This window comes from Candidatus Zixiibacteriota bacterium (assembly GCA_040753875.1).
Lineage (GTDB): Bacteria > Zixibacteria > MSB-5A5 > GN15 > FEB-12 > DATKJY01.
Map to the genome: position 1 here is coordinate 185,761 of JBFMDV010000025.1, position 22,927 is coordinate 208,687.

Annotated in this window: 21 protein-coding genes; 3 read left to right on the plus strand and 18 right to left on the minus strand. The window is 56.4% G+C overall.

Annotated elements, in window-relative coordinates; all coding sequences use genetic code 11:
- Positions 1–13 precede the first annotated feature (13 nt).
- From AB1644_09810 to AB1644_09895, 18 genes are all read right to left on the minus strand, one after another.
- Complete coding sequence (locus AB1644_09810; GenBank protein ID MEW6051339.1) at positions 14–2,287, minus strand: HAMP domain-containing sensor histidine kinase; 2,274 nt, start codon at positions 2,285–2,287, stop codon at positions 14–16.
- 85 nt (positions 2,288–2,372) lie between these two features.
- Positions 2,373–3,584, minus strand: coding sequence for a sodium:calcium antiporter (locus AB1644_09815; GenBank protein ID MEW6051340.1), 1,212 nt, complete (start codon positions 3,582–3,584; stop codon positions 2,373–2,375).
- Positions 3,585–3,623: 39 nt separating this feature from the next.
- Complete coding sequence (locus AB1644_09820) at positions 3,624–4,529, minus strand: CBS domain-containing protein (protein MEW6051341.1); 906 nt, start codon at positions 4,527–4,529, stop codon at positions 3,624–3,626.
- A complete protein-coding gene (locus AB1644_09825; protein MEW6051342.1) occupies positions 4,516–5,178 on the minus strand; it encodes a DUF502 domain-containing protein in 663 nt (220 codons plus the stop codon). The genes AB1644_09820 and AB1644_09825 overlap by 14 nt, the downstream gene beginning before the upstream one ends.
- Positions 5,179–5,250: 72 nt before the next feature.
- Complete coding sequence (locus AB1644_09830) at positions 5,251–6,762, minus strand: NADH-quinone oxidoreductase subunit N (GenBank protein ID MEW6051343.1); 1,512 nt, start codon at positions 6,760–6,762, stop codon at positions 5,251–5,253.
- Between the two features lie 4 nt (positions 6,763–6,766).
- Positions 6,767–8,251 (minus strand): NADH-quinone oxidoreductase subunit M, encoded by a 1,485-nt coding sequence (locus AB1644_09835; GenBank protein MEW6051344.1) that lies wholly within the window; start codon positions 8,249–8,251, stop codon positions 6,767–6,769.
- Positions 8,252–8,279: 28 nt separating this feature from the next.
- Positions 8,280–10,364 (minus strand): NADH-quinone oxidoreductase subunit L, encoded by a 2,085-nt coding sequence (gene nuoL / locus AB1644_09840; GenBank protein ID MEW6051345.1) that lies wholly within the window; start codon positions 10,362–10,364, stop codon positions 8,280–8,282.
- Positions 10,365–10,369: 5 nt separating this feature from the next.
- Positions 10,370–10,669 (minus strand): NADH-quinone oxidoreductase subunit NuoK, encoded by a 300-nt coding sequence (nuoK, locus tag AB1644_09845; GenBank protein ID MEW6051346.1) that lies wholly within the window; start codon positions 10,667–10,669, stop codon positions 10,370–10,372.
- Entirely contained in the window at positions 10,669–11,175 is a 507-nt protein-coding gene (locus tag AB1644_09850; protein MEW6051347.1) for an NADH-quinone oxidoreductase subunit J, read from the minus strand. The genes nuoK and AB1644_09850 overlap by 1 nt, the downstream gene beginning before the upstream one ends.
- Positions 11,172–11,780 (minus strand): NADH-quinone oxidoreductase subunit I, encoded by a 609-nt coding sequence (locus AB1644_09855; GenBank protein MEW6051348.1) that lies wholly within the window; start codon positions 11,778–11,780, stop codon positions 11,172–11,174. The genes AB1644_09850 and AB1644_09855 overlap by 4 nt, the downstream gene beginning before the upstream one ends.
- 1 nt (position 11,781) lies before the next feature.
- The gene (nuoH, locus tag AB1644_09860) at positions 11,782–12,849 is read right to left on the minus strand and encodes an NADH-quinone oxidoreductase subunit NuoH (GenBank protein MEW6051349.1); all 1,068 of its coding nucleotides are present in this window, start codon (positions 12,847–12,849) and stop codon (positions 11,782–11,784) included.
- Positions 12,849–13,952 (minus strand): NADH-quinone oxidoreductase subunit D, encoded by a 1,104-nt coding sequence (locus AB1644_09865; protein MEW6051350.1) that lies wholly within the window; start codon positions 13,950–13,952, stop codon positions 12,849–12,851. Before AB1644_09865 ends, nuoH begins: the two co-directional genes overlap by 1 nt.
- A gap of 2 nt (positions 13,953–13,954) precedes the next feature.
- Positions 13,955–14,425, minus strand: a complete 471-nt coding sequence (locus AB1644_09870; protein ID MEW6051351.1) for an NADH-quinone oxidoreductase subunit C — start codon at positions 14,423–14,425, stop codon at positions 13,955–13,957.
- 1 nt (position 14,426) lies between these two features.
- A complete protein-coding gene (locus AB1644_09875) occupies positions 14,427–14,939 on the minus strand; it encodes an NADH-quinone oxidoreductase subunit B family protein (protein MEW6051352.1) in 513 nt (170 codons plus the stop codon).
- The gene (locus AB1644_09880) at positions 14,930–15,283 is read right to left on the minus strand and encodes an NADH-quinone oxidoreductase subunit A (GenBank protein ID MEW6051353.1); all 354 of its coding nucleotides are present in this window, start codon (positions 15,281–15,283) and stop codon (positions 14,930–14,932) included. The genes AB1644_09875 and AB1644_09880 overlap by 10 nt, the downstream gene beginning before the upstream one ends.
- Before the next feature lie 321 nt (positions 15,284–15,604).
- Positions 15,605–16,843, minus strand: a complete 1,239-nt coding sequence (locus AB1644_09885) for a cytochrome c3 family protein (GenBank protein ID MEW6051354.1) — start codon at positions 16,841–16,843, stop codon at positions 15,605–15,607.
- 9 nt (positions 16,844–16,852) lie between these two features.
- Positions 16,853–17,983 carry a cytochrome bc complex cytochrome b subunit gene (locus tag AB1644_09890; GenBank protein ID MEW6051355.1) on the minus strand — a complete coding sequence of 377 codons (1,131 nt, stop codon included), beginning with the start codon at positions 17,981–17,983 and terminating at the stop codon, positions 16,853–16,855.
- The gene (locus AB1644_09895; protein ID MEW6051356.1) at positions 17,983–18,432 is read right to left on the minus strand and encodes a ubiquinol-cytochrome c reductase iron-sulfur subunit; all 450 of its coding nucleotides are present in this window, start codon (positions 18,430–18,432) and stop codon (positions 17,983–17,985) included. The genes AB1644_09890 and AB1644_09895 overlap by 1 nt, the downstream gene beginning before the upstream one ends.
- A gap of 160 nt (positions 18,433–18,592) precedes the next feature.
- Here AB1644_09895 and AB1644_09900 point away from each other — a divergent pair, with 160 nt between their 5' ends.
- The 3 genes from AB1644_09900 to AB1644_09910 all read left to right on the plus strand — a co-directional run bounded on the left by AB1644_09900 (position 18,593) and on the right by AB1644_09910 (position 22,878).
- On the plus strand, positions 18,593–19,891 hold the full coding sequence (locus AB1644_09900; GenBank protein ID MEW6051357.1) for an NAD(P)/FAD-dependent oxidoreductase: 1,299 nt from the start codon (positions 18,593–18,595) through the stop codon (positions 19,889–19,891).
- Positions 19,892–20,398: 507 nt separating this feature from the next.
- Positions 20,399–21,532: a glycosyltransferase family 4 protein gene (locus AB1644_09905; GenBank protein ID MEW6051358.1), complete on the plus strand. Its 1,134-nt coding sequence runs from the start codon at positions 20,399–20,401 to the stop codon at positions 21,530–21,532.
- Between the two features lie 122 nt (positions 21,533–21,654).
- The gene (locus tag AB1644_09910) at positions 21,655–22,878 is read left to right on the plus strand and encodes a glycosyltransferase family 4 protein (protein MEW6051359.1); all 1,224 of its coding nucleotides are present in this window, start codon (positions 21,655–21,657) and stop codon (positions 22,876–22,878) included.
- Positions 22,879–22,927 lie beyond the last annotated feature (49 nt).

The window sequence follows — 22,927 nt, forward strand, 5'->3', positions numbered from 1 at the left end:
TCCCGATGATAGCTCATGCAGTCGGCACCCGTCCGTCCGGTGACGACACTTTCATGCGAACCACGAACCGTGTCCATTGCCCTGGCTCGCTTGAGACGTCGATACTGCCGCCGTACAGCTCCACTATGCGCTTGGCGATGGCCAGTCCCAAGCCGTTCCCCTTGCTCGGTTTCGTCGAGAAGAAAGTATCGAACACACGCGGAAGGTCACTAGCGGAAATGCCGCACCCGTTATCGGTGACGCTTACCAGCACCTGACCTGCCTCGTGCTTCGCCTCGATGACAATACGCGGGTCCGGACACTCTGTCAAGGCATCGAGGCTATTGAGCACCAGGTTATTGAAGACCATATACAACTGGCGGTGATTCGACTGGACCCAAGGGCCACCGTCACCAGGCATCTCAATGGCCACCTGCTGTTCTTGTATGCGCATATGGTTTGCCTGGAATACCTCCGCAACAACCTTGCACAGGTCCACCGTCTCAAGCGCGGCTTCCGTATCCAGCTTTGTGTACTGCGAGATCAGCTCCGTCACGCCGATGGCGCGCGCCACTGCCTCCACGGCGGTCCTGGCAAACCGGTCGGATTGCATACTGTCCGGTACCGTCGGCGCCTTCTTCGCGAGCATCTTGTACAGCGCCGCCTCGGCGGGAAACAGTGCGTTTCGTATTTCGTGGGCGAATCCGCCGGCGATGTCGCGCGCCTGCCGGTACTTCTCCTGTGCCACTATTGTAGCCTGGGCCGCTTTGAGCGCCTGGTGAGTTCGTTCAAGTTCTTCTTTTTGCTGCGTGATAAGACGCGCGCTGGCCTTCGCCCGATAGCGAAAATAGTTGAGCAGCACCAGCGCCACAACCAGCCCTGACAGGGTCATGAGAATGGGTGTTTGATAGTTCACGTAGATCACTGTCAGCATTTCCACGATCCCGCGTCTTTGAAAAGATCCAACCACATAATTATTCGGGCCTGAAAACAAGAACACGCTCGTCTTGCCTGCCGAATCCAGGTAAAGGGACTGAACTTCAGAGACATTGATCGGAATAGCGGCCAGTTGGTCGAACTCCGTGGTAAAAATCCCGCTTTGGAAGATCAGCACTGGTTCATCAATGCCGGAAACCCGGAATTCGCCCATGAATTTCCCTAGTGACGCCGTGTCAGTGACCGCCAGCAGGTTAAGGGCGGTATCGTAGATCTCGACGCGACTCCAGGCAGGCATCAGCCATATGGCCTGCTGCGGAGGGCGCCCATACTCGCGACTCCACAGGTCATCGGCCGCGCCATTGACCCGCAGGCTCCGGAGCGCCCGCCCATGCCGGTCGATCTTCGTTAATATGGAACGGCCGGGGACGAACGTCTCGCTATCCGAACTCTCGTAGTCCACATTATGCCCCACGTAAAAGTACTCGTGAGATTCTCCCCGCCGAAGCATGGGGGTGGATGCCCGGTGCACGACCGTGCGGCAGAACGTGATCTCGCCGCGAGCATTCACCACTGCGAGTTGGCCTATATTATCGTCGAAGACGCTGTCGGTGAGACCGATCGCTTGTCGACTGGTGCAGAAGATCACTCCGGGATCGATAGAATCCCGCAGGTTCATGAAGTTGTACCACAGCACGGGAGTCGCCACTGGGACCGACCATTCGACCCGCCGTGCCTCCATATCGACACAATATACACCCCGGGGGTCGCCTGGACGCGGCGAGTACATGTAGACAAACACCTCACATTGCCCGTCGTAGTCATAGTCTTCGGCCAGCAGCATGAGCATCCGCGGCTCGCCGGCGCCGCCGGTATGACGCGACAGCGAACAAAGAAAAATGCTGTCCATCGTCCCGGTCTCCGGATAGAGCCGTATCACCCATGCTGAGTCCTCGCCAAGCATGGCAGCCGCCACTTCATTCTGGCCGGTTCTGGAATCACGATACGCTAAGACATCTGTGACCGGCAAAGGGATACGAACCTGGCTTTTCACTCTCCAGGGATATTCTATATTGGACGCAATGGCTGCCGCTTCGGGAGAACCATACGGATTGAGAACGGCCACCATCCTGGCCGGCGACTCCCCTACATGCCCGACCTTCAAAACGTGGGCAGGACGAATCGTAGCGGCACGACCTATCCCTTCCTCACGGGTAAACACAACATCGAGCGTGTACGGTAGCCAGGTATCGTCATAGGCGTATCTTATGTGAAGCCGTTCAACCGCCGCTGTGTCAACGGTCCACAAGAACAACAACGCAAGAAGAGTTATGAAGAATGGGCGAAGATGGATGCGAGAGTACCGATTCATCTTTGACTCGCTGACACGTGAACGGGCGAGCCTGGCTGAAGTATGACGAATACGCACATCGAGCCGACTCACTTTCAAGAAAGGGCTAACCTTTCGGAGAATTCTTCAACCCCAGCCCGATACGGGCTGCCGGCAACAACGTCTTGCGATGTACCACGTGGAATATCAGCGCCAGCACTACATAAGCCGCGGCGACCTCCATTCGGATATGCGAAACGACCAACTGCAATGTGAACAGCACCACCAGCAGAACCCCTTCCCAGCGGTTCAATCGTAGGTTCACGAGTACCGCGACCGCAAACAACGATTGAGCGGCCGTCAGATACAACTCATGGTCTTGCAGTTCATCAAGCGGGAATGGCTTGATCGCGCCACCGGCGATTGCGTACACCAACGGAATCGTGCCGACCAGAAGGGTCCATTGATTGACTTTGGATGAAATCAGGGCCTTTAGAGCAGAACCTGCGGCGCCACGCAGTGTCCATGTCGCCGCAACGATGAACTCGGGAGACTCGGATGCTATCGGCGCCAGCCATTGTACAAGCAGAAACTCCTGAATTCCCAACGCCCGTCCCGTTCCGAGAAGTGACTCCGCGAACGGCTCCGCTACAAAGAAGATCACTGCTCCTGCATACAAGAACATGATCGCTGTCGTTATGCGGCGAGGCACTGTTCTCAGATTAGCCACAATCTTCACCGGCCCCACCAGTTCCGGCTCGTGCGACTCCATCTGCGCCGCCCGACGCGTGTACAGAATGAACAGGGTCACCAGGATCACGGTGTCGATCAGGTTGAGACTCCCCTTGAGCGGAATGGTGAACGAGTACAAGGTCGCCATCGCCAGATAGAAGATCTCCACACGCTGGGACTCATCCAGCACCAGTTCCTTCTTCTTCGTCACCATGACATACAGGAACAGGATGAACGGCCACCCCAGGCCGACCAGCAGACGGTTCGCCCCGGTCATATTGGCAATGGCATAGTGTGACTGCGTGGGGTCATGGGCCGATTTCCAGGTGAACACGAAATCCACCGCGTACTCCGGGAGCACCGCGATAAGCGCGAGAATCGCCACCGCCAGGGATTCTGAGATATCGATCTGCGCCGCCTCTGCCGCCCACGACAGAATGAACGCCCCTCCGAATATTGCGATGCCAAACAAGAACACGCCCAGCACCGGACCGACATGAGCATGCGTGGCGCCCGTGATAAGACCCGGGACAGTTATGATGAGCGCGAACAGCAGAATGAGATACAAATACGGATCGATGTCATACGAGCGATCGCGAGATCTCATGGGCGGAATCTCCCTCGAGTAACTATCAATGTCCAGTCTTCAACCACGGATCACCATGCTGACAATGTCTTTTCGCAAAAGCACCCCCACCAGCATGTCTCCTGAAACTACGAACACCCGCCGCACATCCTTGAATATCATCATGGCTGCCACCTCCACGATACGCGTCTCCGGGCTGGTGACCTCGTAATCATCCCGATAGAGCTGCGAGACCTTTATCTTGTCCTCTTGTTTGAGCAGCTCCTCGAACGGCTCCACGTTCATGGTGTAGTTGATGTTTGAGACCAGCGCGTGGTAGTCTGGAAGCGCCGCTTTGATCAGATCCCGGTCATTGATAACCCCCACCAGCTTGCCGTTAGTGTCCACCACCGCCAGGGCCGAAAGCCTGTGTCGGAACATCTGATTGGCCACCTCGCGGAGTGTGTCATCTGGCGTCACTGAGGCCACCTTGTGGCGCATCACATCCTTCACCAGCAGTTCTTTGTCGACGCAGACGTGAGTATCGGCTACCAGTTTAACCAGATCCGCCGGCTGTTCCATCACGAGTATTTTCTCCAGCACGCCGGGCGTTCGCGCCACCCTGGCCAGACCGGACAAAGTCTGCAGATACAGTTTAGCAATGGTCGATGGGGTCAGAAGCAGGCAGACCACGTGCAGCGGAACACGGTCGGCCGTTCTCCCTTCCAGGCCTTCCTTCGACACGCCGATCACGACATACATTTCCCGAACGGCATCGGTGCGCGCATGGGGAAACGCGAAACCGTGACCATACGAGGTGTCCTCGATCTCTTCACGCTCCCGGATCGAACGCAGGACTTCCACGAAGTCGAATGTCACTCCTTCTTCGCGGATCATCTCGAGGAGTTCCACCACCGTCTCCGCCTTGGAGTGAGCCCGCAAGTTCAGATTGATGCGGTGCTCCATGAGCAGATTAGCCAGCTTCACGACCCACCTCGGTTTCCTGCTTCCACTGTAGTCCCTTCTTGTTTCTTATCATCGGCGGCGCCACCACTCCGCCTGAGACCACAAACTTGATCCCGGCTTCCACCGTCATGTCCACAGCCAGCACGTCTTCCAGCGGGATCAGCATCGCCCAACCAGTGAGCGGCGTGGGCGTCGACGGCAGAAACACCGCCACGAACCGACGCAGCTTTCCCTCCAGATTCAATTCCACATACTGTGTTACAAAACAAAGGGTGTATACGCCGTGCCGGGGGTACTCCACCAGCACCACTTCCTTGAACGACCCGGTTGACGACGTGGTGGTGGCCTCGAGCAGTTGTTTTGTCCCGGAATACACCGGGCGGATGAGCGGCACGCGCGCGAGAATGCTGTCCCACAACCGGAGCAATCGGTTGCCGATGTAATTGCGGGTCAGGACCCCGGCAACGATAATCAGGAGAATAGTGGCGGCTACCCCGATCCCAGGCACAGAAAATCCCAACAGCCTGGCCAACAGCGGGCGAAGAATGTTGTCAACCGTCTCGAATAAGAAACGGAGAACGACGTACGTAAGAATCAGCGGCACCACCACCAGGACGCCGCTGACAAAATTCCGCTTGAAGACCGTGCCAACCGTTTGAAACAGGGACATACTGTGACCGGAATTCAGCGCTCCGGCTCGCTGGGAGTATATGCGGCCGTGTTCGCTCTGTCAATCCCAGGTTCAGCGCGGCATGAAGCCGAACGAATACGGAATCGAGGAAGCGAACTCCAGGATCGGGCCCGGATAGAGACCGAACAAGAGTACGCCTGCCAGCCCGATCGCCACGACCAGCGACGCCGGGAATGGGGCGCTCAGCTTGTACGGAGAATCCTCGGCGGCGAAGTACATCGTCTTGATGACATACGCATAGTAGTAGAGCGCAAACACCGAGGTCAGCAGGCCGACCCCCACCGGCCAGTAGAGCCACTGATTGTACGGCGAGGACCCGGCCAGTTTGATGGCCGCGGCGAACACGTAGTATTTCGCCAGGAATCCGGCGAGCGGTGGTATCCCGGCCAGCGACAACAGGAAGATCGCCAGTGACGCCGCCAAGAACGGCGAGCTTTTGGAAAGTCCTGCGTAACTCTTGATCTCGCACGAGCCGGTCTTGTCCTCGAACAACGCCACCACTGCAAACGCCCCCATATTGGCGAACATGTAGGTGAACATGTAGAATCCAACCGATGACAGGCCAAGATCATTCAGCGCCAGCATGCCGATCATGATATACCCGGCCTGAGCAATCGATGAGTACGCCAGCAGCCGCTTGATATTGTGCTGCCGTATCGCCACCACATTGCCGATCACCATCGCCGCAATCGCCAGGATCGACGTCAGCAATCCCCAATCATTAGGGGCCATAACCGGATCCCAGAAGGCAAAGAGACTGGTCAGAAATATTCTGGCAAACGCCACCAATCCGGCCGCTTTCGAGCCTACTGAGAGAAACGCCGCAATCGGCGTCGGCGACCCCTCGTATACGTCCGGCGCCCACTGATGAAACGGCGGTAGAGCGAGCTTGAAGCCTATCCCGGCCGCCGTCAGCACTACCGACAGCACCAGGATGAGGCCGATATTCCCCTGATTGCTCAGTTGGGTAATGGCCAGATTGATGCGGATTTGCATCAGGTCGGTCGTGCCAGCCAGTCCGTAGACGAATGACAGGCCATACAGCAGGAGCGCCGAGGAAAACGCTCCCACGATCAGATACTTGATGCCGGACTCCACCGAACGTTTGTCATCTTTGAAGAACGCCGCCAGAACAAACAGCGGCACCGTGGTCAATTCAAGCCCGATATACAGAGTCAGAAGTTCGCCCGCCGACGCCAGGAACATCATGCCTACCGTCGAGAACAGGATCAGCCCTAAGAACTCGCCGCGGTGATTTACGATCTTGGTCTGCATCACTCCGAACGAGCTCCCGATAGCCATAAACGCCGCGCCGAGGAATATGACCTTGAAGAACACGGCCAGAGGCTCGCTGAAAAACATCATGCCGAACCCTTTGCCGTAATCCGTGACCGAGAGAATCACGCCTGTTATCAGGAGGCCGAACAGCGCCAGATACCCGACCGCCGAGCCGGAACGCCGGCGTGTGACCAGGTCAAACGTGAACACCACCAGCGCCCAGGAAAAGAGAAACAGCTCAGGCAGCATCAAAGTAAGATTCAGATCGGGCAGCTTCGGTTCCATTGCGTTATCGAGCCATCAGCGTGATCAGGTTCTGCAAGGTCGCATTCATCAGGTCGTTGAGTGTCTTGGGGTATACCCCCACCCAAAGCGTGAACACGATGAGCGGCGCCACGGTGATGATCTCGCGAGTGTTGATCTCTGTCAGACCGCCCCACTTGGCGAGGTTGAATTCGCCCAGGAACACCCGTTGCACCATTCGCAGGATGTACGCCGCGCCCAGCACCACACCCAGCACCGAGATCCCCACCAGCCATTTGTTCACCTGGCTGAACGCCCCCAGGAACACCATGAACTCGGACACGAAACCGGACATCCCCGGCAGCCCCAACGAGCCCATGGAGAAAAACACCATGATCGACGTGTAGACCGGAAGTTTCGAGCCAAGGCCGCCGAACGCCGCAATCTCGCGGGTATGAGCCCGGTCATACAGGACGCCCACCAGCAAGAACATAGCCCCTGTCAAGAGTCCGTGCGAGACCATCTGGAACATGCAGCCGGCAATTGCTTGCGCCGATGAGAACGCCGCCAGCGCCAGCATGCAGTACCCCATGTGAGAGACCGAGGAATAGGCCACCAGTTTCTTCAGATCTTTTTGCGCCATCGACACCAGCGCGCCGTAGATGATCGCTATCGCACCCAGCACTGCGATCCAGAATGACAGACTGTGCAGTGCCGAGGGAAACATAGGCCAGCTTACCCGAAGCATGCCGTAGGTCCCCATTTTCAGAAGCACACCGGCAAGAATGACCGAAACCGCCGTGGGCGCCTCGACGTGCGCGTCCGGCAGCCAGGTATGGAACGGCCAGACCGGCACCTTGATGGCAAATGCTACAAAGAAGAAGATGAAACAGACCATCTGAAGCGTGTGCGACAAATTCGGGCTGGTCTGCAGGAGGGTCAGCATATTCAGGGTGTGCGGTTCCGTGGTAAAATACAGGATCAGGATCGATACCAGCATGAAAATCGAGCCGAACAACGTGTACAGGAAGAACTTGATGGCTGCGTATTCCTTCCGCGGTCCGCCCCAGACACCGATAAGGAAATACATCGGCACCAGCATCACTTCCCAGAAAACGTAGAACAGGAAGAAATCAAGCGCCACGAACACGCCCATCATCCCTGCTTCCAACAGCAGGAAGAATGCAAAATACTCTTTGACGCGGTTCTCGATATTGAACGATGCCAGGATAGACAACATACTCAGTAGCCCCGTCAGGAACAGCATCGGCACCGAGATGCCATCGACACCCATGAAATATTGCACGTTGAGCGCCGGAATCCAGTTGTAGGGTCCCTCGACATACGCCATCGCCGACGACCCGGAATAATTGACGAAATAATCCCACGTGATCCAGAACGACGTCAGCATGGGAATGATGCTGAACACGAGCGAGGTCCATCGGATCACCTGCTTGTTCTCCTTAGGGAGAGCCATCACCACCAGCATGCCGAGCAGTGGGATGAAGACGGTCAAGCTGAGTATGCCCATAGCGCTATCTATCTCTTTTCAATCAAAACTACTTATCGTCATCAGTCGACGTCTCGGCCGCGTGCTGCCGCGCCACCAGGCGCGTCAGTATCGCCAGTGTCGGCACGCCGATCACCAGGGCTATTGTCAAAAGCGGCCAGGCCGAAAAGGCCCTAGAGATCTCGAATTTGTACAGACCGACCAGCACGATAATGATCAGTATGAACAGCACGTAGAACTGGACCGCGCCGGACTGAAGCAGCCTGAGTCCGCCGCCCAATTTCTGCACCAGCCAGCCGGAACCGTTGACGGCGCCGTCGATAATCCACTTGTCGAACCACATCTTGATATCTGACCAGACTACCGTCAGCCAGGCGGTGCCGTTAACCGCCCCATCCACCCCTTTGGCGTCAAATCGCCACAGGAAATCCCCCAGGCGCATTACCGGGTCGATCACCGTCTTCTGATACGCCTCGTCGAAATAGTACTTGTTATACAAGAGCGTATAAAGCGGCTTGAACCGCGATGCCACCGCGTCGGGTGACAGCGATCGCTTGTAATACATAGCGTATGCCAGACCAATTCCCGACAGCGCCACCACCGTACCGGTCAGCATGAGCAGGTAGTTGGGTGCGGCGTGGTGCACTTCCTCAAAATACACGAACGACGAGTACCCGTGCGGCAGCCATGGCAGCGCCACCCATCCCGAGACAATCGACAGGACAGCGAGGAATATCAAGGGATAGGTCATGGTCTTTGGAGATTCGTGGGCGTGCTCGAATCGGTGCTGATCACGCGGTTCGCCGAAGAATGTCAGGAATACCAGGCGGAACATGTAGAACGACGTCATGAAGGCGATCAGCAGTGTGAACACGAAAAAGACTGGGTGATGTGAGGTCGTGACAATGATCTCATCTTTGGACCAGAAGCCGGAGAGCGGGAAAATGCCGGCGATCGCCAACGACGCCACTACGAAGGTCCAGCTGGTGGATTTCATTTTCCGGCGAAGGCCCCCCATCTCCTGGATGTCGTTAGTGTGAACCGCGTGGATGACCGAACCGGCCCCAAGGAACAACAGTCCCTTGAAAAACGCGTGTGTCATCAGATGCAGTGTGCCGGCCACATACCCGGCCGAATGATGTCCGTTGGCCGTATCATAGCCGAACAGACCGAGCGCCATGATCATGTAGCCAAGCTGACTGACCGTCGAGTAGGCCAGCACCCGCTTGATGTCATTCTGAACTAGACCGATCGTGGCAGCGATGAACGACGTTATCAAGCCTATCGTGGCGACTACCAGCGATGCCTCTGCCGAACCAACATAGACCGCCATCGCCCGCGCCACCAGATAGACTCCCGCAGCTACCATAGTCGCCGCGTGAATGAGCGCCGACACCGGCGTGGGACCTTCCATGGCATCCGGAAGCCAGACATGCAGCGGGAATTGCGCTGATTTACCGATTGCTCCGCAGAATAGAAACACCGCCGCAACCGTCAGAATCCCCACCGGGATCGCACCGACGCCAACTTTCTCGAACACTTCCTGGAAATTGAACGTCCCGGCCGCCAGTGCAATCGTCAGAAGACCGATGATGAATCCAAAATCACCAATCCGGTTTGTAATGAATGCCTTCTTGCCGGCGTCGGCCGCCGACTTCTTCTCGAACCAGAATCCAATCAGGAAGTAGCTGCAAACGCCGACCAATTCCCAAAATATGAAGATCATGAAGAAATTGTTGGCCAGCACCAGACCCAGCATCGAAAAACAGAAAAGAGACAGATACGCGTAAAACCGGCTGAATCGCGGGTCGTCTTTCATGTACCCCAGCGAGTAGATCTGCACACAGGAGGCGACCGTCGTCACCACCACCAACATGATCGCCGTCAGCGAGTCCACCCAGATGCCGATTTCGAAATTCATAGCGGCAAACGATGTCAGATGGATTGCCGCCTGATACGGTGCCCCGTGACGGACCAGTGTTTCGATCAGGACGACGAGTGACATTACCCAGCCCGCGACAATCGAGCCGATCGACCAGTACGATGACAGCTTTTCGTTCCAGCGGAAAAAGAAGATGATCAGCGTAAACGAAAGCAGCGGTAGCAGCGCGATGATGTACGCAAACTGTGTCATAGCCGTCACCACTTCATGATGCTCACGTTGTCGGAGTCAATCCCGCGCCAGTTGCGGTAAATGAGCAGGACGATCGCCAGGCCGACGGTCGCCTCGGCGGCCGCCACGACTATAATGAACAGCGCGAAAATCTGTCCGGTCAACCCGGCGTTGGCGATATATTTGCTAAAGACGACGAAATTGATATTCGCGGCATTGAACATTAGCTCCAGCGACATGAGGATGCCAATGGTGTTTCGCCGCGTGATGACGCCAAACAGCCCGATAGCGAACAATACAGCCGCCAGGTTCAGATACCAGTTCATTACGATCGTTCCCCTCTCGCCAGCACGATCGCTCCGATCATCGCAGCCAGCATCAGCACGGAGACAATTTCAAACGGCAGCATGAAATCGGTCATGAGCAGTTTGCCTATAGCGAGCGTGTTCTGGTCCGGCAGCGGTGCCGCCTGCTTGTTCCAGATGTGGGTCCCCTCGACGAGGATAAACCCGACGATCACGAACATGAACGAGGCCAGCAGCGCCAGGAGCCAGTTGCGATTAGTCTGGATGATCGCCTTCGAGGCCAACTGCGAAGTGAGCATGACCGAAAAGATCATAAGCGTCGCTACCGCGCCGACATAGATCAACACCTGTACGGCTGCGAGAAATTCGGCATTGAGCAAAATGTAGATGCCGGCCACCCCGGATAACGCCACAATCAGCGCCAGCGCACAGTGGAAAATGTTCTTGAGCGTGACGACCATGATCGAGGACGCCACGATCACGAAACCGAGTATCCAGAACATCAGACCAACATGTGGTTCGGTCATGACGCCGCCTCGCTTCGCTTATCCGGTTCTGATACGGAGGCCGGTTTTTCTGGTGCCGACAGTCCGGGATTCGCAACCGCTGTCTCTGCATGGGGTGTCTCGCCTGCTGCTGATGCCGGCTTCACTACCGGTTTTGGCTCGGCCGGAGCCTTCTTCTTGCGCGTATCCACGTACGGCACGTCTCGCCCCATCTCCTGGAGTTTCTTCACGTCCCAGACCAGGTCTTCTTTACGTATGGTCGAAAACTCGTACTTGGCCGCCATTTTAATCGCCGAGAAATTGCACGCCTCTTCACACAGGCCGCAGAAACAACAGAGTCCGTGATCCACGGTGAACGAATTGAGCGTCCGCTTCTTGGTCACTTCATCGCGCGGGGCATCGATGACGATCGCCCCGGTCGGGCACGCTTTCATGCACAACAGGCAAGAGGTACAGTTGAGTTCGCCGGTCTCCTTGTCGGACAGAAGCACCACGATACCGCGCGAACGCTCCGGCATGGTCCATTTCTCTTCCGGGTACTGGATCGTGACGGCGTGTCTTCCCAGATGCTTGCCGGTGATCTTCATGCCCAGCAGCAGATTCTTGATGTCCTTCAGCAGTCCCATACTACCAATGCCACCCGGCGTATTTGAACCAGCCGGCGAGGATCAGATTGGCAAACGTTACCGGCACCAGAAACTTCCACGAGAACTCCATCAGCTGGTCTACTCGCAGTCGCGGGAAAGTCCAGCGAAACAACATCAGGATAAACACCACAAACATCGATTTGAGCATGAACCAGACCCACGATGGGAGCAACGGGCCATTCCACCCCCCAAGGAACAGTGTCGTGGCGATTGCCGAGACCGTGAACATGTTCACAAACTCGGCCAAAAAGAACATCGCAAACTTCATCCCGGAATACTCGACATTGTACCCGGCCACCAACTCCTGTTCAGCTTCCGGAATATCGAACGGCGTGCGGTTGGTCTCCGCCGTGCCGGTGATCAGGTATGTCAAAAACGCGATCGGTCCAAACGGCACCCTGAATATGAACCAGTTGAAAACGCCATGTCCCTGCTGCGACGTGACAATGTCGACCATCGACAGCGACCCGGTGAACAGGATCACGGTGAGGATCGATGTCAGCATGGGAACTTCATAACTCACTACCTGTGCCGCCGAACGCATCCCGCCCAGGAGCGCGTACTTGTTGTTGGAACCCCAGCCCGCCATAAGAAGCGAGATGATAGTGAACGTCGTGACCGCAATGATATAGAGTACGCCGATGTTCAGATCCGATACGATCAGCCCGTTGCCGAACGGCATCACCACATAGGCCAGAAACGCGGCGACAAAACAGAGAACCGGAGCCCAGAAAAACACCGGCTTGTCGCGGGTATCCACCCGCACATCTTCTTTCTGCAAGAGTTTGACCGCATCCATGATCGTCTGGTACCAGCCGTGCCAGCCGACCCGCATCGGGCCGTACCGCTGCTGAATATGCGCCGAAATCTTCCGCTCCCACCAGACCAGGAACAGCGCCACCAGCGCCAGGAACACAAACACCAGCACGCCAAGCACGGCGTAGCTAATAATACCGACCCACAGCTCCGGCAATCCGGTTTCGACCAACAGCTCATGGAGCCATTGGAAAACGGCAATCAGCTCGCCGCTGGCAATCAGCCCTAACATCAGCGGTCCACCTCCGGCATGATGATATCCAGCGAGGCCATAATCGCCACGATATCGGCAATGAGAAGCCCCTTACCAAGTTCCGGCAGCACCTGCAGATGATTGTACGAGCCCCCGCGCGCTTTCAGACGCAGCGGTTTGTTGGAACCGTCACTCTGCACGTACACCGCCAACTCGCCGCGCGAATTCTCGACGCGGGCGTACACCTCGCCGGCCGGCGGCTTGAAGTTGGGGGATACTTTGGCCTTGATGTCCCCCTCTGGAAGACCATCAAGCGCCTGACTGACGATTCGCAGCGACTGCTTGATCTCCTGCAAACGCTGGATATATCGATCGTAGCAGTCACCATTCGGCTGCGTCGGAATGTCGAAATCGAACCTGTCATATATTGAGTACGGATCGTTCCGCCGAAGATCGTATTTCACCCCGCTGGCGCGGAGCGGCGGACCGGAAACCCCGTACGCTATCGCCAACTCGGGTGACATCACCCCCACCCCTTTGTTACGGACAATCCAGATTGGATTCTCGTTGAGCAGCCCCTCATAATCGGCCATCTTCTCACCAATCGTCTTCACCGCTTCGCGGCATTTCGGGATAAATTGCGGGGGAATATCTCGCGACACGCCGCCAATCCGGATATAGTTGTAGGTGAGACGCTGACCGCAGGTCATTTCAAACAAATCGAGGATCAATTCCCGCTCGCGGAAGCCATAGAGAAACGGTGTGATCGCCCCCAGATCGAGCGCCGTCGTGCCATACCAGAGCAGATGCGAAGCCATGCGATTCAGTTCGAGCATGATGACCCGCAAGTACTCAGCGCGCTCCGGCACCTGTATCTGCGCCAGACGTTCGGCCGCCAGTGCGAAAACATAGTTGCACGACATGGCGGTCACATATTCGAATCGATCCAGGATCGGAATGCACTGCGGGTACGTACGGTTTTCACAGATCTTTTCGAGCGCCCGGTGCAGGTAGCCGATATATGGCTCGATCCTGATCACGCGCTCCCCCTCCATGGTCAACAGCAGTCGACACACCCCGTGTGTCGAAGGGTGGTGCGGCCCCATGTTGACGACAAACTCTTCGGTGCGAATCGCCGACATGCTCAAAACTCCGGCAGCCTGACAAAATCCGGCGCATCCCAGTTCTTGAGCATGGGGTGCCCCTGATTCCAGTCATCGGGCAGGAGGAACCGTTTCAGATTCTCATGGTTGCGAATATCGATGCCGTACAGCTCCCACATCTCCCGCTCGTACCAGTTGGCAGCCGGCCAGATCTCCTGCACCGAATCAACTGCCGCTTGCTCGTATGGCATGATCAGTTTGAAATCGAGCCTGAGATTTTTGGAAACGGAAGCGAGCGAATAGACAATCTCAAACCGCTCGCGGGTATCCACGGCGCCAAGATTGCACAGGAAGTCGAATCTCACATGTTCATCGTCACGAAGAGCCCTCGCGACAGCCAGCAGATCCGCCGGCTTCACTTCGAACATCGGGTCGTACCGACCGGTCTCAAGCGGCTTCAGCATGCCGTCAAAATGACCCGTCACATAGGCCTTGAGTTCTTCCCTAGTCATGCTACTTTTCCTGCCAGTCCAGAAGCTTCTGCTGCTTGATCTTCTTCTGGAGCGTCAGACACCCCTCGAGAAGTGATTCGGGACGAGGCGGACAGCCCGGGATATACACATCCACCGGCACGATATGGTCGATTCCCTTTTCGACAGCATAACTGTCATAATAGAACGGCCCCCCCTTCACCGTGCAGCCACCCATGGCGATGACATACCGGGGCTCCGCCATCTGGTCATACAACTTGCGGAGTCGCGGCGCCATTTTCTTGGTGATCGTCCCGGCCGCTATGATCAGGTCCGACTGTCTTGGCGAGGCGCGGAAGATCATCCCCAGGCGGTCAAAATCATACCGTGAGGCGCCTGTCGCCATAAGTTCTATCGCACAGCAAGCCGTTCCAAATAGCAAGTACCACAGCGACGAGGCCTGACTGTGATGAAGAATACCTTCCAGTGAAGTGGTAACTAACGCGCCTCCTGGAATTTTCTCCGCGTAAACCGGAACCTTCTTGATCAGACCCATTTCAGTGCCCCCTTCTTCCAGGCATAGTAGAGGCCGAACATGAGGATAAGAATGAAGAGGATCATCTCAACGAGCGCATACAGCCCCAACTGACCGAATGCTACAGCCCAGGGGAACAGGAACACCGCCTCGACATCGAACACCACGAAAATGAGCGCAAATATGTAGAACCGGTTGTTGAACTGGATCCAGGAACTCCCCACTGGTTCTTCGGCGCACTCATAATTGACGTTTTTCTCGGGATAGGGGTGATGCGGTCGGATCAGCCGGTTGATGAAGAAGGTAATAAGGACTATTCCTGTCCCCACTACCAGGAAAATCGGGATCGCCAAGAAATCCGACAAATTTACTTCTCTTTTCCGACCCAGTCACATCATGTGACCGAATTCACAATTTTGAGGGTTCAAGAAACCGGCTTTCGGTGGGTTGTCAAGCGCTTTTTTGTTCGCGACAATCACCCAAGTCCTTTTGCCACAAACGGAATGACCGTCACAAAGTTAACAAAAAAGTACACTTTCGACTATCGGTGCGATTGTGGACTAATCACATAAACTATGGTGCTTCTATCCTGTTACCATGACCTCAAATACAGATCTCGGCCGCCACTCGCGACCCTGAATAGCTAATATAATGTAAACGCAGGATTGGGGTAAAAAGAGAGAGCGTTAGTCGAGTCTGCGGATCTTCAGGTACAACCCGATTGCCACGATGGTTATGAACAGCGTCGCCAACCCAAGCCCCTTGCGACGGAAATAGTATTCGTCGATGAGCGATTCCGAATTGGCGCGGACCGTATCCGCCTTCGCCAACCCCTCATTTGCCTTCGGCGCCAGCTTGCTCAGATCAAACGAATGCACAAGGACCCGAGCCTGGATCAGCGCCTGGTCAACTTCCTGCAAGCGGAAATCCTCGTCGGTGGTCATCATCCCCTTGGTACGGGCGTCGGCCAAAATCACCGCCGCCGAATCTCGACGGCTGGACAGCGTACCGAGAGCCGTCACCATCCCTTCGGCGGTAGCGAATCCCTTCGTGCCGTCATCGGCCGAATGGCAGTTGACACAGAGCGCAGGCTCGCTGGTACCGATAAGCGTGTCCCCAGGCGGCACGATGCGATGATTCGAGTGACAGGTCTCGCACATCGGGTAATTGTTCTCCGCGAACCCCTTTTCGTGCGGGGACTGTAGGAACAGTTCGGCCTGAAACGCATGGCAGTTGCCACACACAGCCGACAGGCTGGTGACTCCGGGTGGAGCCGCCCCGTGGTTGCCGTGACAGTCATTGCAGGCCGGCGCGCCGAGGTCCTGTTTTTCAAGCAGCGCATGCCCGTGCACCGACGCCACAAAACCGGCATACTGGTTGGTGGGAATACTGTACTCCGCCATGTACGCACTGTCGGCATGGCACCGGGCGCAGGTCCTGGGTATATTCAGTGGATAGGTGCTGGAATGCGGCATTTTCGCGTCACCAATCTCATGCACCGAATGGCACGACACGCAATTGGCCACCTTGGGGTCTTTTCGCCCAAACAGACGCTGCCCGTGCACCGAGGTTTTGTACTTTTCGAGTTGGTCGGTCGGCAGCGATGGATTGTGATTCCGCATGTACACGGCATCGCTGTGGCAGCGCGCGCAGAATTCCGGTACCTCCAAATGACCCGGAATGCCGCGATACCCCTTCACCTTGCGAACCAGATCCATGTCATCGAGCGACTCGTCTCCACCGTGGCAGTCCACGCAACCAAGCCCCTTCTGAAAATGGACGTCGCGAGTGAACTTGTGGGCGGGACCTTCCGGTTCCTCGACCTCGAAATGACATGTTTCACAATTGCTCTGTCGCTGCCCCAGAATGACCGATGGATAGAGCGGCAACGCAAACAGCACTACGATATAAAACAGCCGTCTCACTTCACCACCTCATTCCAGGATATATCCTGCTATGGTCATACCGATCATGAACAGAAGCACCAGGATACCAAATAGTGTGAACGGGGTCGATGGCTTGCCCCGATGTGCTTTCGTGTTGAGAAATGGGGCCAGCGCCCAGATCAGACCGCCCAGCGTGAATGCGCCTATCCCGACCAGTTCCCCTTCCAGGCCGAACAAATGAGCCGGAAGAAACTTGAGCGCCTGGAACGCAAACATGAAATACCATTCGGGCCGGATCACCGGAGGCGGTGGAGCAAACGGGTCCGCCTTCGTTCCGAGCGGCCAGTGAATCAAGCCGATCCCGTCCGGCAGGAACACCGCCAGCACAGCCAGAATATTCAACACGATCAGCCAGACCAACAGATCCCTGAGAAGAAAATTCGGAAAAAACTTGATGTACTTCTTTTCGCTTTCCGGTTTATCGGTCCAGTCGATCGGCTCGCTCATTCCCTGCCGCTGGATGAACACCAGATGCGCTGTCAGCACCACCGTAAAAATGGCCGGCAGAATGGCCACATGGAGACCGAAGAACCGGCCTATCGTAGCTCCGGTAACTTCTTCTCCTCCCCGCATGATGACGAGCAGATTTTCCCCGATAACCGGTACCGCTCCCGCCATGCCGGTGCCGACACGGGTGGCGAAAAACGCCAGCTCGTTCCACGGCAGGAGATAGCCCGAGAAACCGAATGTCAGCGCCAGTCCGAACAGCACGATCCCGCTCACCCAGGTCAGTTCTCGCGGCTTGCGGTACGAATACTCGAAATAGACGGAAAACATGTGGATGAACACTGCGAATATCATCAGGTTGGCTGACCATGAATGAAGCGCCCGGATCAGCCAGCCAAAGGACACCTCCGATACGATAAAGCGCACCGACTCATAGGCGGAATCGGCACCGGGGCGGTAGTACATCAGCAGAAGTATGCCGGTCACCACCTGGACGATAAACAGAAAGAGGCTGATACCACCAAAATAATACCATATTGAACGACCGTGTCGAGGCACCGACTTGTCCGACATGTAATCGACCAGGGCTTTGATATGGAACCGATCATCCAGCCACTGGAAGGATTTCTGTCCCAGGGTTGACGGCGGCTTGGTGCCGGTGGTTGTCGGCATCAGGCTTTCTCCCGCGATACGAAAATATCTTCGCCGACGACATTGACCGCGAACTGCTCGAGCGGTCTTGGCGGCGGGCCCGAAATATTCCGCCCCGAATAGTCGTACCGACCGTTGTGACACGCACACCACAGAATGCCGAGGTCCGGGCGATTCTGGACGGTACAGTCAAGATGAGTGCACCGAGCCGCCAGCGCCCGAAGTTCTCCCGTGTCGGTGATCAGGATGATCCCCAGGTCCCGACCGAACTTGAACGTCTTGGCTTTCTTGGGGTCCGCTTCAATGTCAGATCGCTTGAACGCGAGCTTAAGTTGCGTAACATTCGCCTCGCCCGAGGCCGGCGGTGTGATGTATTTGATAGTCGGGTAGAGAATGGCGCCCAGAGTTGCCAGGGTTCCGCCACCCAGAAGTAGATTGAGAAAATCGCGTCGGCTCTTCTGCTCCGCCACCACAAATCCTGATTGATTCGGTGTTCGTTTTGCCCGGCAGTATAGTGGGGTGACTCCGGTCTGTCAAATATAATCCAAATTGTCTTTCTTTGGTGGTGATCAACACTGGAACAGCCCAATAACCCATGGCGTTGTATGGGAAAACCAGACTGCACCGGAGATGAAAGTTACGGACAAACACCGGATAGTCATTGTGGGAGGAGGCTTTGGCGGACTGGAAGCTGCCAAGGGACTCAGGAAAGTGGCCGCCCAGGTCACCCTGGTCGACCGACGCAATTTCCACCTGTTTCAGCCGTTGCTTTATCAAGTGGCTACCGGTGGTCTCTCGCCGGGTGACATTTGTTCGCCGCTCCGGTCCATCCTCAAACACCACAAGAATACGCAAGTACTTCTTGGCGAAGTGGTCGATATCGATCCTCGGACTCGGCGGGTGACACTTGGCGACGGTGAGATCCTGTCGTATGACACGCTGGTCCTTGCAACGGGCGCCAGCCACGACTACTTTGGGCAATCGCAGTGGCAGGCAATCGCTCCCGGTCTCAAGAGTATTGAGGATGCACTCGATATCCGCAGTCGTATCTTTCTCGCCTTTGAAACCGCAGAACGGCAGGCCGATGAATCCTGGCGTCGCCAGTGGTTGACGTTTGTTGTCGTTGGCGGTGGCCCGACCGGCGTGGAACTGGCCGGCGCCCTCGGTGAGATCGCCAACGAAACACTCCGGAAGGATTTTCGGCGGATCGACCCACGTGAAGCCCATATCTACGTTATCGAAGGGCGCGACCGGGTGCTCAGCACCTACCCACCCAAACTGTCACAAAAAGCCGCTCGCTCGCTTGGCCGACTCGGTGTCACCGTCATCACCGACAGCTTGGTGACGGCCATTGATGCCACCGGCGTCTCATACCGGTCGGCGGAACTCGATCACCGCATCGATTGCCGCACTGTGCTCTGGAGCGCCGGCGTCAAAGCATCGCATCTGGGACGATTGCTCACCAACGATAGTCCCGCTTACCTTGATAAGGTCGGTCGGGTCAAAGTCACGCCTCACCTGACCGTGCCCGGGCACGAGGAGATATTCGTGATCGGCGACCTCACGGTTGCTTTCGACAGACATGGGCAGATGCTGCCCGGGGTCAGTCCGGTTGCTATGCAACAAGGTCGGTATGTCGCTGGCATTATATCTCGCCGTCTTACGGGGAAATCCGATGCGCGTCCTTTTCGTTATCTCGACAAAGGCTCGATGGCTACCATAGGCCGCGCCGCAGCCGTCGCCGAGATCTTCGGTTTCCGGCTTTGGGGCTACCCGGCCTGGCTGGTCTGGCTCTTTCTGCACCTCATGTATATTGTCGAGTTCGAGAATCGACTGCTCGTGTTCGTCCAATGGGCGTGGAACTATTTGACGAAGAACAGAGGTGCTCGACTCATCACCGGCGAACATCGCCTCCCTCGCCGGGATTGAACCGGCGCTGTTCCACCTGTTGCAGTCCGAATCAGACTGAAACGCTCCCATTTCCGTACTGAAACATCTGTTACCCAAGAAACTGCCCTCGCCTCAGTCGTTGTGGCTGCAATTGCGGCAGTAATCAACTGTCGGACAGTCAGTTATTCGTCCCCTCAATAAAGCGCTTGTCGTTCCCGCAAACAGGCACGGTTCTTTCTATAGTATCCGTTGCCTTGGTCAGCATCTCGCACCGCAACGTGGCGACCCAGGGCGTATCCAGGGGGAGTCTTGAGGGGGACAAGGGCTTCAAAAGGGGGCGAATTGGGGGAAGGACGGTTCTCAGGCGGGGGACGTGAGAATCGAGACAGGGCTCGACATGCCGGGGAGTGCTGTGAAGGCATCGAAAGTCTCACAGCGTCGAGTTGAGAGGGCAGTCTGTCCCAAACAGGTTGCCCTCTTACCTTTGGCCTCAACCGATGCAGGTCTGATTTGTATAAGAAGAAGGTCCTTTTGGACCGGGACGATATGAATCAGAACACGGAACGCATCGTAGTCTATTCCCACCCCGGATCAGTTGAGGCAGAATTCGATCATGCAGCGACTGCTCGGCGTGAAACGATGGTTGTCGTTGGGGTTACCGCTGCCGAGCTCGAAGATACTGCTCCGCAAACCGCTCTTGTTCTGCGTCAGATCGCCTTAGAGCGGACGTATATCGAACACTGTTCAGTCGACCCGGCGCCTGCTGCGCCCCGGCCCGGGTGGCTCTTCGGCTTGTCGCATCGTCTTCGTTTCCTCCTGACCATGCTGAGAAAGCTGCGGTCCGCCGAAACCGTCTGTGTCGTTCCCCTGCCAGACCGTTTCGGCGTCGCTCCAGCCATGATCACGCTGGTTTTCGCCCGGTTCCTTGGCAAATATACCGTGCTCGATTGCACGTCCTACTATATTGAACCTGTGCTCGAAAAATGGCGTCGCCCGTTGGTCCCACTCATGCGGTGCGCTGACCGTATCCTTGTAACTTCCCCGTCGCTGGCCGAACGGATCGGGAAATACGGCCTCGACGCCCTGGGCGTGGGACCTCTTTTGGACAGCGACAGTTTCGAATGCCGTGAGGTTCGTGAAGTCCAGCCAAAGCTCCTCTCGGTTCTGCCGCTGGAACCGTCGATGAACGTGGGTTGTGTGATTCAGGCGTTTCGACTGGTCAAACAGAAATATCCGCGCGCTGAGCTGCTGATCGCGGGTGAGGGCTCTCAAAGAGATGCGCTCGAATCGATCATTGCTGCCGAGCGGATCGGTTCTGTCACATTTATCGGCCACGTCCGACACGACGAAATGGAATGCTTCTTTCAACAGGCGGACTTATGCGTCTGTGGCGCCTCCCGTGACGACCTCCCTTATTCGTTGTTCGAGGCGTTGGCCTCCGGCCTGCCGGTAGTTACTACCGATGCCGGAGCTATCCCTGACTATTTGACCGATGGCCAAACGTGCCTGATGGTGTCACTCAATGATCATGTCGCGATGGCCGAAAAAGTGATCGCTCTGGTCGAGAATCCTGAGCTCACTGCTCGCCTTTCCCGGAATGGCCGCCGCCTTGCCGAACAGTTCTCCTCTGACCGCAAGGGGTCGGACATTCGCCGGCTCTATCGCCGCCCCGCCAACTGACCTCCCCTGCCGCTCGGCGTAGTTTAAGACTTGATGTTCCTCCGGACATCAGGCATACTGGTTTTCCAAACTTCCGGTTCACTGAGCAGTTTATCGCGTGCAACCAAAACGGGGCTGCGGAAATGAAAGTTGTCTGGCTTAAATCAGAGTACCTGTTTCCACCGGACACAGGCGGCAAAACGCGCGCCTATCACCTGCTCAGGCATTTGCACAAACAGATCGATGTTGATTACCTCGGTTTCAGGCCCGCTGCCCAGGACCGCCAGGAACCATCGTGGAAAGAATGCGCCAATCGCGTGCACACGATCCACAAGCCTGAAGAGCAGAAGTCCGGCGCAGCCTTCTACGGGCGTGTGGCCGCCAACCTGGTATCAGCTACTCCGTACTTCGTCAAACGCAATTGCTCGCCAGAGCTGCGGGGCGTCCTGCGCGATCTGGAAACAGGCGGTGTCGACATCGTGGTATGCGACTCCCTCGATATGGCCTGCAACATCGATTTTGCCACCCCGGCCAGGAAAATCCTCTTTCACCCCAGTATCGAAACGAGCCTCTGGCGGCAGCGGTATGAATCCACGACCAGCCTCATGCGCAAGAGCTATTTCAACTATGAGACCAAGCGGATGGCTTCGTTCGAATCCGCCATGTGCAACCGGTTCGATCTGGTAGTGGTGGTGAGCGAGGATGACCGCCTGACTCTGCAGAGCGAGTTCCATGTAAAGGCGCCTATCGAAATCATCCCTGTCGGTGTAGCGTGCGACTATTTTGCGCCACAGCCGTCACGGGCGGTTGTGCCCAAGCGATTGATGTTCTCCGGTTCGCTGGAATTGCTGTCGAATATCGACCAATTGCTGTGGTTTGCCTCCGAAATCCTTCCGCTCATCAAACGTCGCCATCCCGATGTGACCCTGGATATTGTGGGCAAAGATCCTGCCGTGGAGATCATCGCCCTTGGCATGAAAGACGCCTCGATATTTGTCACCGGGTGGGTTGACGATATCAGGCTCTACCTGGCTCAGGCAGATATCTACATCGTTCCGCTCCGAGTTCCCGGCGGCAGGCGCGTCAAAGTGTACGAGGCACTCGCCATGCGCAAACCGGTGGTCGCTACCTCGTACGGTGTCGAGGGACTTCTGCTCAAGCATGGCCGCCACCTCCTGGTGGCGGATACTCCGAGGGATTTCGCCGATGCCGTCTGCGCATTGCTCGATGACCCCCATCAGAAGGCCACATTAGCCGACAACGGGTGGCGTCTCATGAACGAGCAGTTCGATTACTCCATCATGGCCCGCTTGTTCGTGAATCTGCTTCACCGGGTGGCCGCGTCCCCGGCGCGTCCTCGTCGTTGACTGTTTCCCGTTCTTATAGAGGTTGTCCGTTCCCCCCATTGCCTTCTCG